The organism is Roseateles sp. DAIF2 (assembly GCF_015624425.1).
In the GTDB taxonomy this organism is placed as follows: Bacteria; Pseudomonadota; Gammaproteobacteria; order Burkholderiales; family Burkholderiaceae_C; genus Kinneretia.
The window spans coordinates 981,726-996,128 of record NZ_CP049919.1 but is presented as its reverse complement, the minus strand read 5'-3'; the positions used below and the strand labels follow the sequence as shown (position 1 = coordinate 996,128).

At 69.7% G+C, this 14,403-nt stretch carries 14 protein-coding genes; 5 read left to right on the top strand and 9 right to left on the bottom strand.

Translation table 11 applies throughout. The features are described from left to right. Positions 1 to 96: 96 nt before the first annotated feature. Genes G8A07_RS04650 through def form a run of 4 tightly spaced genes read right to left on the bottom strand, consistent with a single transcriptional unit; the run spans position 97 to position 2,894 of the window. Positions 97 to 468 (bottom strand): hypothetical protein, encoded by a 372-nt coding sequence (locus tag G8A07_RS04650; protein WP_195795933.1) that lies wholly within the window; start codon positions 466 to 468, stop codon positions 97 to 99. Positions 469 to 508: 40 nt separating this feature from the next. Beyond that, a complete protein-coding gene (htpX, locus tag G8A07_RS04645; RefSeq protein ID WP_195795932.1) occupies positions 509 to 1,360 on the bottom strand; it encodes a zinc metalloprotease HtpX in 852 nt (283 codons plus the stop codon). A gap of 54 nt (positions 1,361 to 1,414) precedes the next feature. Further along, positions 1,415 to 2,362: a methionyl-tRNA formyltransferase gene (gene fmt, locus G8A07_RS04640; RefSeq protein ID WP_195795931.1), complete on the bottom strand. Its 948-nt coding sequence runs from the start codon at positions 2,360 to 2,362 to the stop codon at positions 1,415 to 1,417. Positions 2,363 to 2,366: 4 nt separating this feature from the next. Beyond that, the gene (def, locus tag G8A07_RS04635; protein ID WP_195795930.1) at positions 2,367 to 2,894 is read right to left on the bottom strand and encodes a peptide deformylase; all 528 of its coding nucleotides are present in this window, start codon (positions 2,892 to 2,894) and stop codon (positions 2,367 to 2,369) included. 252 nt (positions 2,895 to 3,146) lie between these two features. Between def and G8A07_RS04630 the strand changes: the two genes are divergently transcribed. The 3 genes from G8A07_RS04630 to G8A07_RS04620 all read left to right on the top strand — a co-directional run bounded on the left by G8A07_RS04630 (position 3,147) and on the right by G8A07_RS04620 (position 5,968). Further along, positions 3,147 to 4,316 (top strand): LysM peptidoglycan-binding domain-containing protein, encoded by a 1,170-nt coding sequence (locus G8A07_RS04630; protein ID WP_195795929.1) that lies wholly within the window; start codon positions 3,147 to 3,149, stop codon positions 4,314 to 4,316. A gap of 16 nt (positions 4,317 to 4,332) precedes the next feature. Continuing rightward, positions 4,333 to 5,442 (top strand): DNA-processing protein DprA, encoded by a 1,110-nt coding sequence (dprA, locus tag G8A07_RS04625; protein ID WP_195795928.1) that lies wholly within the window; start codon positions 4,333 to 4,335, stop codon positions 5,440 to 5,442. A 73-nt stretch (positions 5,443 to 5,515) separates the two neighbouring features. Next, a complete protein-coding gene (locus G8A07_RS04620; RefSeq protein ID WP_195795927.1) occupies positions 5,516 to 5,968 on the top strand; it encodes a DUF494 family protein in 453 nt (150 codons plus the stop codon). A 3-nt stretch (positions 5,969 to 5,971) separates the two neighbouring features. Here G8A07_RS04620 and G8A07_RS04615 read toward each other — a convergent pair whose 3' ends face one another. From G8A07_RS04615 to yajC, 4 genes are all read right to left on the bottom strand, one after another. Then, positions 5,972 to 8,323, bottom strand: a complete 2,352-nt coding sequence (locus G8A07_RS04615; RefSeq protein ID WP_195795926.1) for a DUF1631 family protein — start codon at positions 8,321 to 8,323, stop codon at positions 5,972 to 5,974. 41 nt (positions 8,324 to 8,364) lie between these two features. Then, the gene (secF, locus tag G8A07_RS04610) at positions 8,365 to 9,411 is read right to left on the bottom strand and encodes a protein translocase subunit SecF (protein WP_195795925.1); all 1,047 of its coding nucleotides are present in this window, start codon (positions 9,409 to 9,411) and stop codon (positions 8,365 to 8,367) included. Positions 9,412 to 9,426: 15 nt separating this feature from the next. Beyond that, on the bottom strand, positions 9,427 to 11,301 hold the full coding sequence (gene secD / locus G8A07_RS04605) for a protein translocase subunit SecD (RefSeq protein ID WP_195795924.1): 1,875 nt from the start codon (positions 11,299 to 11,301) through the stop codon (positions 9,427 to 9,429). 117 nt (positions 11,302 to 11,418) lie between these two features. Then, positions 11,419 to 11,748: a preprotein translocase subunit YajC gene (gene yajC / locus G8A07_RS04600; RefSeq protein WP_195795923.1), complete on the bottom strand. Its 330-nt coding sequence runs from the start codon at positions 11,746 to 11,748 to the stop codon at positions 11,419 to 11,421. Positions 11,749 to 12,006: 258 nt separating this feature from the next. Here yajC and G8A07_RS04595 point away from each other — a divergent pair, with 258 nt between their 5' ends. Continuing rightward, complete coding sequence (locus G8A07_RS04595; RefSeq protein WP_195795922.1) at positions 12,007 to 12,657, top strand: GntR family transcriptional regulator; 651 nt, start codon at positions 12,007 to 12,009, stop codon at positions 12,655 to 12,657. 7 nt (positions 12,658 to 12,664) lie between these two features. Further along, positions 12,665 to 13,594 carry a 4-hydroxyproline epimerase gene (locus tag G8A07_RS04590; RefSeq protein WP_195795921.1) on the top strand — a complete coding sequence of 310 codons (930 nt, stop codon included), beginning with the start codon at positions 12,665 to 12,667 and terminating at the stop codon, positions 13,592 to 13,594. Between the two features lie 4 nt (positions 13,595 to 13,598). On the opposite strand, the gene G8A07_RS04585 is transcribed toward G8A07_RS04590, so the two are convergent. Beyond that, positions 13,599 to 14,258 (bottom strand): TetR/AcrR family transcriptional regulator, encoded by a 660-nt coding sequence (locus tag G8A07_RS04585; RefSeq protein ID WP_195795920.1) that lies wholly within the window; start codon positions 14,256 to 14,258, stop codon positions 13,599 to 13,601. Positions 14,259 to 14,403: the final 145 nt, after the last annotated feature.

The following is a 14,403-nucleotide window of genomic DNA, read 5'->3' as shown; positions in this document are numbered from 1 at the left end:
GGGTCTTGTTGTTGCGATGGTGTCATCATGCCGTCACGGGCGGCCGCGCCCCAGGGCGCAGCGACCAACTGCAAGATCGCGCCGCCGAGCTGCAGCTTAGTGGGATTTGCCGCCGCCCTTGCCGCTCTCGCGCGAGGCGCCCTTGGGCTCGGTCTCGATCTCGGCCTCGCCGGGCTTGCTGGCGGCACCGCGCGCCAGCTGCGGAGCGACGCCCTCGAGCTTGTTCTCGCGCATGTACTCGTCCATCTCGCGCCAGCCGGCGAACACCGCCGCCTTCTGGGCCTTGGGGTTGAGCGCGTAGCAGTCTTCGATCGCGCGCATCGCGTGGCGGCAGGCGCTGCCGATCGCCTTGCCCTCCGCCTCCTTGGCGGCGGCCAGCTTGGCCGGGTCTTCGATGCCCAGTTGCTCGCAGCCGGCCAGCAGGCCGGCCAGCAGGGGCAGCAGGATCAGGGTGGTCGGGGCCTTCATCGTCCCATTATCGGCCGCCCGGGGCCAGGTCTTGAGTCCGTCAGCGCGGGCCGCCCGCCATCGCCATCAGCCGGGCGATGCGCTCCTCGGTCGCCGGATGGGTGCTGAACAGGCCCTTGATGCCGCCGCCGGACAGCGGGTTCATGATCATCATCTGGGCGGTCTCTGGGTGGCGTTCGGCCGCCTCCAGCGGGATGCCCTGGGCATAGCGGTGGATCTTGTCCAGCGCCGAGGCCAGCGCGCGCGGGTCGCCGGAGATCTCGGCGCCGCCGCGGTCGGCCTCGAACTCGCGCGCGCGGCTGATCGCCATCTGGATCAGGCTGGCGGCGATCGGCGCCAGGATCGCGACCAGGATGCCCGCCAGCGGATTCGCCGGCCGGCCCTCGCTGTCGCGGCCGCCGAAGAACATCGCGAAGTTGGCCAGCATCGAGATCGCACCGGCCATGGTCGCGCTGACCGTCGAGATCAGGATGTCGCGGTGCTTCACATGGGCCAGCTCATGCGCCATCACGCCGCGCAGCTCGCGCTCGGACAGCACCCGCATGATGCCGGTGGTGGCCGCCACCGCGGCATGCTGCGGGTTGCGTCCGGTTGCAAATGCGTTGGGCGCGTTCTCGTCGATGATGTAGACCTTGGGCATCGGCAGCTGGGCCTTCTGCGCCAGCTCCTCGACCATGCGGTAGAACTGCGGTGCCGACGCCGCGTCGACCTCGCGCGCGTTGTACATCTTCAGCACCATCTTGTCCGAGAACCAGTAGCTGAAGAAGTTCATGCCCAGCGCCACCAGCAGGGCCAGCATCATGCCGCTCTGCCCGCCCAGCACGGCCCCGATGGCCATGAACAAGGCGGTGATGGCGGCCATCAGGATGGCGGTCTTCATCAGATTGAACATGGCAGCAGTCCTCCTAGATACATGGGCCTACAGATGGGGCCGGGCGGCCCGGATTCAAGCCAGGCGCGCGCCGGGGGCGACCGGCCGCGCCTGCAGCAGGGCCGCCGCCGGCAGGCGCCGGCCGCCGGCGCGCTGCAGCTCGGTCAGGCGCAGCGCGCCGCTTCCGCAGGCCACCAGCAGGCCCGCGGCCTCGGCCGCCAGCACCTCGCCGGGCGCGCCCGCGCCCTCGGCCGGCTCGGCACGCCAGATCTTGATCGTCTCGCCGTCCAGCTGCGCCTGCCCGCCCGGGAAGGGGTCGAAGGCGCGCAGCCGGCGTTCGATCTGCGCGGCATCCTGGCTCCAGTCGATCGCGCTCTCGGCCTTCTCGATCTTGTGCGCGTAGCTGACCCCGGCCTGCGGCTGCGGTGTGGCCGTCAGGCCGCCGCAGGCGGCGAGCTCCAGCGCCTCGACGATCATCCGAGCGCCCAGCGCCGCCAGGCGGTCGTGCAGCGTGGCCGTGGTGTCGTCCGGGCGGATCGCCTCGCGCTCGATCAGCAGCATGTCGCCGGTGTCCAGACCGGCGTCCATCTGCATGATGGTGATGCCGGTCTCGGCGTCGCCGGCCTCGATCGCGCGATGGATGGGCGCGGCGCCGCGCCAGCGCGGCAGCAGCGAGCCATGGATGTTCAGGCAGCCCAGGCGCGGCAGATCCAGCACCCATTGCGGCAGGATCAGGCCATAGGCGGCCACCACCATCACATCGGGCCGGGCATCGAGCAGGGCCCGGCGCGCCGCGGCGGCCTCGTCCGGGTACTTGCCGTCCAGGCGCAGGCTGCGCGGCTGCGCGACCGCGATGCCCCGCTCCAGCGCGAACTGCTTGACCGGGGAGGCCTGCAGCTTCATGCCGCGCCCGGCCGGGCGGTCGGGCTGGGTCAGCACCAGCGGGATCTCGAAGCCGGCCGCCGCGAGGCGTGCCAGCGCTTCGCGCGCGAATTCCGGCGTACCGGCAAATGCCACGCGCATCGCTTCAGCGCCTGCGCGCCTGATGCTGCTCTTCCTCGCGCGTCTTCTTGACCATCTTGGTCTTGATGCGCTCGCGCTTGAGCGGGCTCAGGTATTCGACGAAGACCTTGCCCATCAGGTGGTCCATCTCATGCTGCACGCAGACGGCCAGCAGGCCCTCGGCCTCGAACTCGTAGGTCTGGCCCTCGCGGTCCAGCGCGCGCACCTTGACCTGGGTATGGCGCGGCACCTTGTCGTAGATCGTCGGCACCGAGAGGCAGCCTTCCTCGCCCTCGGTCATCTGGGTGCTGGCCTCGACCAGCTCCGGATTGATCAGCACGCGCGGCTCGTTGCGGCCCTCGGAGGTATCCATCACCAGCACCCGCTCGTGCACGTCCACCTGGGTCGCGGCCAGGCCCACGCCGTCGGCCGCGTACATGGTCTCCAGCATGTCGTCGACGAGTTTCTTGATGCGCTCGTCGACCTGGCCCACCGGCTTGGCGACGGTGTGCAGACGGGCATCGGGGTAACGCAGGATATTCAGGAGCGCCATGGGCTAGATCTTCGGGGTTGGACCGGCGCTGTGGACTAGGCGCAACGCCGGCTTGTAAGTGCATGCAAGAGGAACACCGGGTCGGACGCTTTCATTGCGACCACCTAGGATTGGCGGCAGAATCCCCTCAAGCCAGGGCGGATTTTCGCCGATCTTGGCCTCAGCCTCTCTATTGGGGCCATATCACCTATTTTCAATGAAGACAGCGCCACGCCCGCCAGCGGCGAGACGCAAGGCGCGGGAGAGAGCTTGATGACCCAGAGGCAGCCCCTTTTCCAGAAGAAGATCCTGCCCCTGCTGCCGCTGGCCGCGGCCCTGCTGAGCGCGCCGGCCCTGGCGGTCAACTACCCCGTCACCCCCGGCCAGCGCCAGACCGCCGAACAGGTGGCCCAGGCCGGCGTGCCGCTGTCCGAGCTGTCGCCCAACGCGCCCGACTCCCATACCGTCAAGCCCGGCGACACGCTGTGGGACATCTCCAAGCTGTTCCTGACCAGCCCCTGGCGCTGGCCGGAGCTGTGGGGCATGAACCGCAGCCAGATCAGCAACCCGCACCTGATCTACCCGGGCCAGGTGCTGCTGCTGGTCAAGAAGGACGGCCGTGCCAGCCTGCAGCTGGCCCAGTCGCTCGGCAGCGCCGGCCCCGACGGCACGATCCGGCTGTCGCCGCAGATCCGCTCCTCGGTGCAGGACGGCAATGCGATCACCGCGATCCCGCAGCACCTGATCGAGCCCTTCCTGAGCGAAGCCATCGTGTTCGACACCGACGAGCTGTCGCGCGCGCCACGCATCGTCGCCGCCCAGGAAGGCCGGGTGATGCTGGCCAAGAGCGACATCGCCTATGCCCGCGGCGAGCTGAACCAGGGCCCGGACTACCGCGTGTTCCGCACCAGCCGGCCGCTGCGCGACCCGACCACGCGGGAGATCCTCGGCTACGAGGCGCCCTACCTCGGCACCGCCGAGCTGACCCGCCCGGCCGAGAGCCGCAGCAATGGCGACGGCAAGGCCGAGATCGTGCCCGCGACCCTGCGCATCCTGTCGAACAAGCAGGAAATCGGCGTCGGCGACCGCCTCTCGCCGGTGCCGCCGCGCAATTTCTCGCGCTATGTGCCGCATGCGCCGGCCAACCCGATCGCCGGCCAGATCGTCTCGATCTATGGCGACGCGCTGACCGCCGGCCAGAACCAGATCGTGGCCCTGAACCGCGGCAACCGCGACGGCCTGGAGCGCGGCCATGTGCTGGCGCTGTGGCGCGACGGCCGCCGCGTCGTCGACCGCACCGGCGAGAAGCGCGAGGAGATCAAGCTGCCGGACGAGCGCCATGGCGTGCTGTTCGTGTTCCAGACCTACGAGCGCGTGTCCTATGCGCTGATCATCTCGGTCCAGGACCCGGTCTCGGCGGGCGACCGCTTCACCCAGCCCTGAGACCCGGGGCGCTGCCATGGAGCGCAGCGACGAACTGGCCGCCTGGCTGCGCCTGGTTCACACACCGGGCCTCAGCAACAGCGCGCAGCGCCGGCTGCTGGCGGCGCTCGGTTCCCCGGGCGCCATCTTCGAGGCCCCCGCCGCCGCGTTGCTGAGCCTGCTGAGGGAGCCGCAGCGCGCGCTGCTGACCCGTCCGCCCGAGGGTTTCGAGGCCCTGCTGGCCGCCACCAAATCCTGGCTGGCGGCCGCGCCGGGGCGGCGCCTGCTGACCCTGGCCGATGCGGACTATCCGGCCGCGCTGCTGCAGACCGCCGATCCGCCCACCCTGCTCTATCTCTGGGGCCGCGCCGAGCTGCTGGGCCGCCAGGCCCTGGCCATGGTCGGCAGCCGCAGCCCGACCCCGCAAGGCCGCGACAACGCCCTGCGCCTCGGCCGCGCCCTGGGCGAGAGCGGCCTGACCATCGTCTCCGGTCTGGCCCTGGGCATCGACGGCGCGGCCCACGAGGGCGCGCTGGAGACCGCCGGCGGCACGATCGCGGTGCTGGGCAGCGGGCTGGACCAGCTCTACCCGCCGGCGCACCGGGCGCTGGCCGGGCGCGTCGCCGAGCGCGGCCTGCTGATCAGCGAGTACCCGCTGGGCATGCCGCCGCTGTCGGCCAACTTCCCGCGCCGCAACCGCATCATCGCCGGGCTGGCGAGCGGCTGCCTGGTGGTCGAGGCGACCCTGAAGTCCGGCTCGCTGATCACCGCAAGGCTGGCCGCCGAGGCCGGGCGCGAGGTGTTCGCGATCCCTGGCTCGATCCACGCGCCGCAAAGCCGCGGCTGCCACGCCCTGCTGCGCGAGGGCGCCAAGCTGGTCGAGACCGCGCAGGACGTGCTGGAGGAGCTGCAGCGCCCGGCCGCGCCGCTGCCCGCCCCGCCCCACGCCCCCATCGAGACCGCACAGGACGATCCGGCCGCGGCGCTGCTGGCGGCGATGGGCTACGACCCGGTCGGGCTGGACGCGCTGCAGGCGCGCGGCGGCTGGCCCACCGGCCAGCTCAGCGCACTGCTGCTGGAGCTTGAGCTGGCGGGCGAAATTGCCCGGCTGCCGGGCCAGCTGTTCCAGCGCCGCCGAGGCGCCTAAGGGGCCCGAACAGCGGGGTTTTCGAGCGCCTGATGGCCGGCCCCGGGTTTTAGGCCTGGGTTATAGTGCCCGCATGTTCGACGTGCTGGTCTATCTCTACGAAACCTATTGGCGCCCGGACGCCTGCCCGGACCATGCCCAGCTGACCCGCAAATTGTCGGCCGTCGGCTTCGAACGCGACGAAATCCAGGAGGCCCTGTCCTGGCTGGACGGCCTGGCCGTCGCGGCCCAGAGCTACCAGGGCGAGCAGGGCAAGCTGAGCCTGCGCGTCTATTCCAAGGACGAGCTGGACCACCTGGGCGAGCCCTCGGTGGGCTTCGTCAGCTTCCTGGAATCGGCCGGCGTGCTGCCGCCGCCGATGCGCGAGATGGTGATCGACCGCGCGATGGCCATCCCCGGCGCGCCGATGGACCTCGAGGACCTGAAGATCATCGTGCTGATGGTGTTCTGGAGCCTGGGCGAGGAGCCCGACGCGCTGATCCTGGACGAACTCTTCGTCGCCCCCGAGGATCGCCTGATCCACTGAGGATCAGTTCAACAAGCGGTTCGGATCGACGTCCAGCTTGGCCAGCGCGTTGCGCGTGGCCTTGACGGTCAGCGCCTCGTCCTGGGCCGGCAGCAGCAGGCCCGCCTGCAGGAAGGCCGCCAGGCGGCTCAGCTGGAACAGCACACCGCGCCCCTTGGGCGAGACGAACAGGGTCAACTGGTGGCGCATGCCGCGCCAGGCCAGCTGCACCGCCTCGTTGCGGCCGCGATAGTCCAGCATGTACCAGCCGCCGACCTGCAGCTCCTTGGCCCAGGCCAGCATCGCCGGGGTCGGCGCGGAGCCGCCCTCGGCCACCACCTCCAGGTCCTCGCTCTCGTGGCCCGAGAGGTCGCGCACCAGCGATTCGTTGATCTCCAGCCCGCCCTCGGGCAGCAGCGCCTCCAGCGCCTGCAGTTGATCCATCAGCTCGTCCAGGCGCTCGCGCGGGATGGTCGCGGTCTTGGCCGTGAAGGCCGCCGCCAGCGAGTTGTTGAGCGCGCGGATCTGCTCGTCCTGCTTGGCGGCCGAGACGCCCGCGTGGTCCATGCCGTCGCGCAGGGTCTTCAAGAGCGGCGGCAGGCGACGGATCACCTCGGCGCGCTCCTCGCGCGAGACCTTGGCGCTGGCCGACCAGATCAGGTCGGCCGCGGCGCGCTTCATCGCCTTGGTCTCCTCCGACTGCGCGCCGGCGCGCACCGCGGTGACCGCCAGCACATCGGCCCAGACATGGAACAGGAACTCGCGCACCCCGTCCTGCACCGGCACCTCGTTGAGCATCTTGCGCAGCTCGATCGTGTACTGGATCGCCAGGGTCTCGCGCTGCTCGACCTGCTGAGCCAGCGAGACGCCCTTCATCGAGGCCTGGTTCTCGTTCTCGAAGTAATGATCAAGGAACTTCTCGAACTCGGTCAGCACGGTCTGGAACACGCGCCGGCCGGTGTCGGGATAGGCCTCGACCACCTGCACGATGCGCTTGATCTCGCGCTCCAGCGCGTCGCCGACGCCGCTGCCGGCCTGGGTGTTGAAGCCCATCACGCAGGCCCCCATGCGGTCGATCAGCGCGCGCGCCGGATGGTCGGCGGCGGCGAAGAAATCGGGCTCGCTGACCGCGACGCGCAGCACCGGCATCTGCAGCCGCGCGAACCAGACCCGCACCGAGGCCGGGATGCGCTCCTCCTGCAGGATGCTCTGGAACAGCAGCGCGACGATCTCGATCGTCGCGCGTTCGGCCGGCGAATCCGCGGCCTGCTTCAGCACCTGCTTGAAGGCCTGGCTGCGCGCCTTGATCTCCTCCAGCTGCTGCAGCGGCGGCAGCTCGACATCGGCCGCGACCGCGGCGGCGCTGCGGCGCTGCAGGGCCTCCTGTGCATGATTGATCGCCGCAGCCAGGCGCGGCGAGCTGGCCTGGTGCAGGCTGGGCAGGCTCGGCAGCGGCACGGTCGGCGCATGGGCCTGCAGCCCCCCCTGCAGCGAGCTGCGCACGGTGGCGCGCGGCGCGGCGGCGGCCGGCGCACCGCCGAAGCCCGGCACCTGGCGGCTGACGACGCGCTGCAGCAGCTGCATCACCTCCTCGGCGGCGTTGCCGGCATGGCTGCGCTGCGCCTCGGCCTGCGCCACCTGGCGCGCCATATAGGGCGTGTCGCTGGGCGCGGCCGCAGGCGCGGCGGCGGCCTCCGGCTGGCCGCGGCCGGTCACCGCGCCGGCGGCGCGGCGGATGAAGGGCCGCAGATCGACATCGGGCATCACGCCCTGCTCGATCAGCCAGCGGTTGGTCTCGTGATAGGCCTCACCCAGCAGCAGCGCGAACTCGGTGTGCAGGGTGCTCTTGAGCATCTGCCACTCGGAGGACGAGAGGCCGCTGCGGTACCAGGCATCGAGCGCCAGGCTGGCCACCACATGGGCGCGCAGCAGGTCGTGGGCGTTCAGCTCCTCATGCCCCTCCAGCTCGTGCATGCGGGTGCGCAGGTCGGTGAACTCCCAGGAGGCGCGGTCCATCATCGCCAGCGCCAGGCGCGAGCCAATGATCTCGCGCTCGATCGTGTCGTCGTCGACCAGCGACAGCGCGCCGGGCGCGGTGCTGCCGATCGACTGGCCGCTGCGCGTCTCGGACAGGCCGTAGACCGCCGCGTGGCGCAGGCCGCCGATATAACCGGTCAGCCAGGCCGAGCCGTGACGCGTCCAGGCCGCCACGCCGTCGCGCCGCGCTACCGCCACCGCATGCTCGGCCGGCAGCAGCAGCAGTTGCTGGGCGGCCTCGTTCAGGGTGCTGCCGACCTGTGCCAGGCCGCGCACCAGGGCCTCCAGATACACACGCCGCGCTTGCGAAGCCAGGGCTTGGTTGCGGGCGGCGGTCATGGAGGCGTTGTCAGGCGGTTACGAACTTGCAAATGACTCTACTACACCACCGCGCCAGCGTTGGGGTCGTCCGGGTCTTCCTTGTTGGCCGGACCCTTGATCAGGTCCTCGCGCTTGACGCCCAGCCACATCGCTAGCGCCGCGGCGACGAATACCGATGAGTAGATGCCGAAGCAGATGCCGATCGTCAGCGCCATCGCGAAGTAGTGCAGCGTGGGGCCGCCGAAGATCAGCATCGACAGCACCACCAGCTGGGTCGAGCCGTGGGTGATGATGGTGCGGCTCATCGTCGAGGTGATCGCGTGGTCGATCACCTCATGCGTGTTGAGCTTGCGGTACTTGCGGAAGGCCTCGCGCACCCGGTCGAAGATCACCACCGACTCATTGACCGAATAGCCCAGCACCGCCAGCACGGCCGCCAGCACCGCCAGCGAGAACTCCCACTGGAAGTAGGCGAAGAAGCCCAGGATGATGACGATGTCGTGCAGGTTGGCGATGATGCCGGCCACGCCGAATTTCCACTCGAAGCGGATCGCCAGGTAGATCACGATGCCCAGGATCGTGAAGCCCAAGGCCTTGGCGGCGTCCCAGGCCAGCTCCGCGCCGACCGCGGGGCCGACCACCTCGGAGCGCGAGAGCTTGATCGGTTCGACCTTCGAGCCGTCGGCGGCGCTGCTGTTGCAGATCTGCTTGCTGATCGACTCGCCCTTGTCGGTGATCTGCTGGTGGCGGCTGACGGTGCCGGATTCGGCCGTGCACAGCGCGGCGAACACCTTGTCGACCACCTCGGTCTGCTTCTCGCCCTCGCGCACCGGCAGGCGGATCATCACGTCGCGCGAGCTGCCGAAGTTCTGCACCTGGATCTCGCCGAAGCCCATCTTCTCGACGGTATGGCGGATCTTCTCGGTGTCGGCCGCGGCCGGGGTCTCGACCTCGATCACCGTACCGCCGGTGAACTCGATCGAGAAATGCAGGCCGCGCGTGACCAGGAAGAACACGGCCACGGCGAAGGTGAGAAACGAGATCGCGTTGAAGATCAACGCGTGCTTCATGAACGGGATATCCCGTTTGATGCGGAACAGTTCCATGACTCTTGATCCTCCTCAGGCCTTGCCGGGCACGTCGGCCTCGGGCTCGGGCCTCCAGACCTGGCCGATCGCCAGCGACTTCAGCTTCTTCTGGCGGCCGTACCACAGATTCACCAGCGCGCGCGAGAACACGACCGACGAGAACAGCGAGGTCAGGATGCCCAGGCAATGCACCACCGCGAAGCCCTTGATCGGGCCCGAACCGAAGGCCAGCAGCGCGACGCCGGCGATCAGCGTGGTCACGTTGGAGTCCAGGATGGTCGCGAAGGCGCGCTCGTAGCCGGCGTGGATCGCCGCCTGCGGGCTGGCGCCGTTGCGCAGCTCCTCGCGGATGCGCTCGTTGATCAGCACGTTCGAGTCGATCGCCATGCCCAGCGCCAGCGCCATCGCGGCGATGCCGGGCAGGCTCATCGTGGCCTGCAGCATCGACAGCAGGGCCATCAGCAGCAGCAGGTTGAAGCCCAGCGCCAGCGAGGAGAACAGGCCGAACAGCATGTAGTAGATGCACATGAAGATCGCCACGGCGACAAAGCCCCAGGTCACCGAGGCGATGCCCTTGGCGATGTTCTCGGCGCCCAGACTCGGGCCGATCGTGCGTTCCTCGATGATCTCCATCGGCGCGGCCAGCGAACCGGCGCGCAGCAGCAGCGCGGTGTCGTTGGCTTCCTGCGTGCTCATCGCACCGGTGATCTGGAAGCGGTTGCCCAGTTCCGAGTTGATGCGCGGCGCGGTCACGACCTCGCCCTTGCCCTTCTCGAACAGGATGATGGCCATGCGCTTGCCGATGTTCTCGCGCGAGACCTCCTTCATGATGCGGGCGCCCTTGGCGTCCACGGTCAGGTTGACGGAGGGGTTGTGGTTCTCGTCGAAACCGGCCTGCGCGTCGTTCAGGTTGTCACCGGTCAGCACCACCTGGCGCTTGACGATGATCGGGCCGAAGCCGCGGTCCATGTAGCGCTCGGTGCCGAAGGGCACCGGGGCGGCGCCCGACAGCGCGGCCTGGGCCTCGGTGCTGTCGTCCACCATGCGCAGCTCCAGCGTCGCGGTGCGGCCGATGATGTCCTTGGCGCGGGCCGTGTCCTGCACGCCGGGCAGTTGCACGACGATGCGGTCCAGGCCCGACTGCTGGATCACCGGCTCGGTCGTGCCCAGCTCGTTGACGCGGTTGTGCAGGGTGGTGATGTTCTGCTTCAGCGCCGCTTCCTGCACCGCCACCAGCGACTGCGGCTTCAGGCTGCCGACCAGGCTCGGCTCGGCGCCGCTGCCCGGCAGCCATTGCACGTCCGCCATCGAATCGGTCAGCAGGCGGCGCGCGCTCTCGCGCGCCTCGACGTCGCGGAAGGCGACCACCACGCTGTTGCCATCCCGGCTGATGCCGGCATGGCGGATGTTCTTGTCGCGCAGCAGGCTGCGCACGTCCCCGGTCAGCGCCTCGGCCTTCTTGGTCAGCGCCGCCTTCATGTCGACCTGCATCAGGAAATGCACGCCACCGCGCAGGTCCAGGCCCAGGTACATCGGGAAGGCATAGAGCTTGGCCAGCCATTGCGGCGAGCGCGACAGCAGGTTCAGCGCCACGATGTAGCTCGGATCGGCCGGATCGGCATTGACCGCCTTGGCGATCACGTCCTTGGCCTTCATCTGCGTGTCGGTGTCGGCGAAACGCGCCTTCACCGAGCTGCCGTCGAACTGCACGAAGTCGGCCTTGATCTCGGCCGTCTTCAGCGCCTGCTCGACCCGGCCCACCATGGCGCTGTCCACCTTGACGGTGACCTTGCCGCTCGAGACCTGGACGGCCGGGGCTTCACCGAAGAAATTGGGCAGCGTGTAGATGGTGCCGATCAGCAGCGCGACGATCAGCATCGCGTACTTCCACAGCGGGTAACGGTTCATGAGGACATCCTCTGAGGCCTGCGCCTGAAACAAACCCGGCACCATGGGACATGGCGCCGGGCGAAGGGGGCGCGGCGACGCGCCCGGGGTCTCGGTGGAGCGAGCGGCGGCCGCCGCTTACTTGGCGACCGTGCCCTTGGGCAGCACCTGCACCACGGCCGAGCGCTGCACCTGGATCTCCACGCCGGAGGCCACTTCCAGAGTCACGAAGCTCTCGCCGAGCTTGGCCACCTTGCCCAGCAGGCCGCCGGCGGTGACGATCTCGTCGCCCTTGGCCAGCGCTTCGATCATGGCCTTGTGCTCCTTCTGGCGCTTCATCTGCGGCCGGATCATCACGAAGTACAGCACCACGAACATCAGCACCAGCGGCAGCATGCTCAGCAGGCTGGACTCGGTGCCGCCGGTGGCGGCCGGCGCGGCCTGGGCAAAAGCGTTGGAAATAAACACGTCGGTATCCTTTGATGAAAGCCGCCCAGCGACGGGCGGAAGAACGTCGGATTGTATGTGCCTCCAGGGCGCCGGCCGCGGCCCTGCGCCCGCCCTGCGGGAGGATCGGCGGCCCCTCGCCACCGTTCAGCAGCGCCGCCTCGGCACGCCACGCCGGCCCAGATGGGGTTGACAGGTGGGATTTCAAAAAATATTCTGCAAATATATTAACAAGATAAACAGGGAAGGCCCAATGGGCCGCCCTGCGATGATGGCGGCATGACCGAACCCAGCGACCCCAAGCGCCGCGTGGCCGACCAGGCCTATGACGCCCTGGAAACCATGATCGCCACCCTGCAGCTCAAGCCCGGCGCCCCGATCGTCGAGTCCGAGCTGATCGAACGCACCGGCCTGGGGCGCACCCCGACCCGCGAGGCGCTGATGCGCCTGGTCTCGAACGGCCTGATCGTGCAGCTGCCGCGCCGCGGCCTGCGCGTCGGCGACCTGATGCTGGCCGAGCACCTGGACCTGATCGAGGCGCGCCGCGTGCTGGAGCGCCTGATCGCCGCCACCTCGGCCCGCCGTGCCACGCCGGACCAGCGCGAGGCCCTGCTGGCCCAGGCGCGCAGCATGGTCGCGGCCGGCGAGCGCGAGGACCTGGCCGGCTATATGGAGGCCGACCAGGCGCTGGACCGGGTCAACCATGCCGCCTGCCGCAGCCCCTTCGCGGTGGCCGCGATCGCGCCGATGGTGATCCAGTGCCGGCGCTTCTGGTATGCCTACCGGCACCAGGGCGACATCCGCCAGGGCGCGCAGCGCCATCTGCAACTGGCCGAGGCCATCGCCGCCGGCGACGGCGAGCGCGCCGCGGCGGCCAGCGATGCGCTGATGGACTATCTGCGCCAGTTCGCCCAGGCGGTGATCGAATAGGACCAACGTGACGACCCGCATCATCGACTCCCACACCGGCGGCGAGCCGACCCGCGTGATCGTCAGCGGCGGTCCGGCCCTGGGCGGCGGCCCCATGGCCGAGCGGCTGCGGCGCCTGCGCGACGAGCATGACGCCTGGCGCCGCGCGCTTGTCAACGAGCCTCGCGGCTCCGACGTGATCGTCGGCGCCCTGCTGTGCGAGCCGGAGGCGCCGGAGGCCGTGGCCGGCGTGATCTTCTTCAACAACGTCGGCTATCTCGGCATGTGCGGCCATGGCAGCATCGGCCTGATCGCGACCCTGGCCTACCTGGGCCGCATCCGGCCCGGCGCGCACCGCATCGACACGCCGGTCGGCCGCATAGCAGCCACCCTGTTCGAGGACGGCAGCGTCGCGATCGCCAATGTGCCGGCCTACCGCCTGGCGCGCCGCGTGCCGGTGCGGCTGGGCGGGCGCACCCTGCATGGCGACGTGGCCTGGGGCGGCAACTGGTTTTTCCTCTGCGAGGACCATGGCCTGGCGCTGGCGCCGGACCGGATCGAGCCGCTGACCGAGCTGTCCTGGGCGCTGCGCCAGGCGCTGCGCGAGCAGGGCATCCGCGGTGCCGACGGCGCCGAGATCGACCATATCGAGCTGCTGGGCCCGCCGCAGGATCCCGCCCACCAGGGCCGCAACTTCGTGCTCTGCCCCGGCAAGGCCTACGACCGCAGCCCCTGCGGCACCGGCACCAGCGCCAAGCTGGCCTGCCTGGCCGCGGATGGCAAGCTCGCGCCCGGCCAGCTCTGGCGGCAGGAAAGCGTGATCGGCAGCGTCTTCGAAGCCAGCTACCAGCCCGGCGAGAACGGCAGCATCCTGCCGACGATCCGCGGCCGCGCCCATGTGAACCTGGACGCCACCCTGGTGTTCCAGCCCGAGGACCCCTTCGCCTGGGGTTTCTGAAGCCTTAAGCGGCGGCGCGGCGACGCAGCCGCATCAGCTGCCCGGCCACCATCTCGGCCATGGTCTGCGCCACCGCTTGCGCGTCCTGCTGCGGATCGTCGAACAGCAGCTCCTGCGCCGCGTAGAGCGCGTCGATCGAGAGCCGGATGCTCAGCCGCGCGCGCAGCAGGTCGGCGGCCGGATGCGCGCCCATGAAGGCGCCCAGCAGCAGCTCGGTGACCTGGTCATGCGAGCGGTTGCGCACATGCTGCAGCGAGGGCACGGCGCGCAGCGCGCGCGTCACCCAGACGCCGGCCGGCACCTCGCGGGTCAGGGCCACCGTCTGCAAGAAGATGTCCGCCACGCTGGCCGCGAAGCGCTTCTCCGGCAGCGCCATCGTCGCCGGCGTGGCCCAGGGCTCCAGCAGCGCGTTCTGCACCAGCATCAGGCGCATGCCCAGCTCGTGCAGCAGCGCGTACTTGTTCGGGAAGTACTGGTAGAGCGCCGGCGGCGAGATGCCGACGCGCTGGCACACCAGATTGGTCGACAACCGCTCGATGCCCACCTCGCCCAGCAGCTCGGCACAGGCCGCCAGGATGCGCTCGTAGGTCTCGATCGCGCGCGGCTGGGTCGGCGCCTTCTTCAGCGCCAGCTCGGGCAGCACGGGGGCGGCGGCTGAATTCATGGCCGCAGTCTAGCCGCCCCTTATCGGCCCTTACCGCCCGTTGCGCGCGGGCATCGCTGCGGGAATCCCCTGGGCTGGGACTCGGATCGAATAAATATAGTCATCGCTACATTTGGCGCGACAAGCAGTGCCGCCGCAGCCGAAG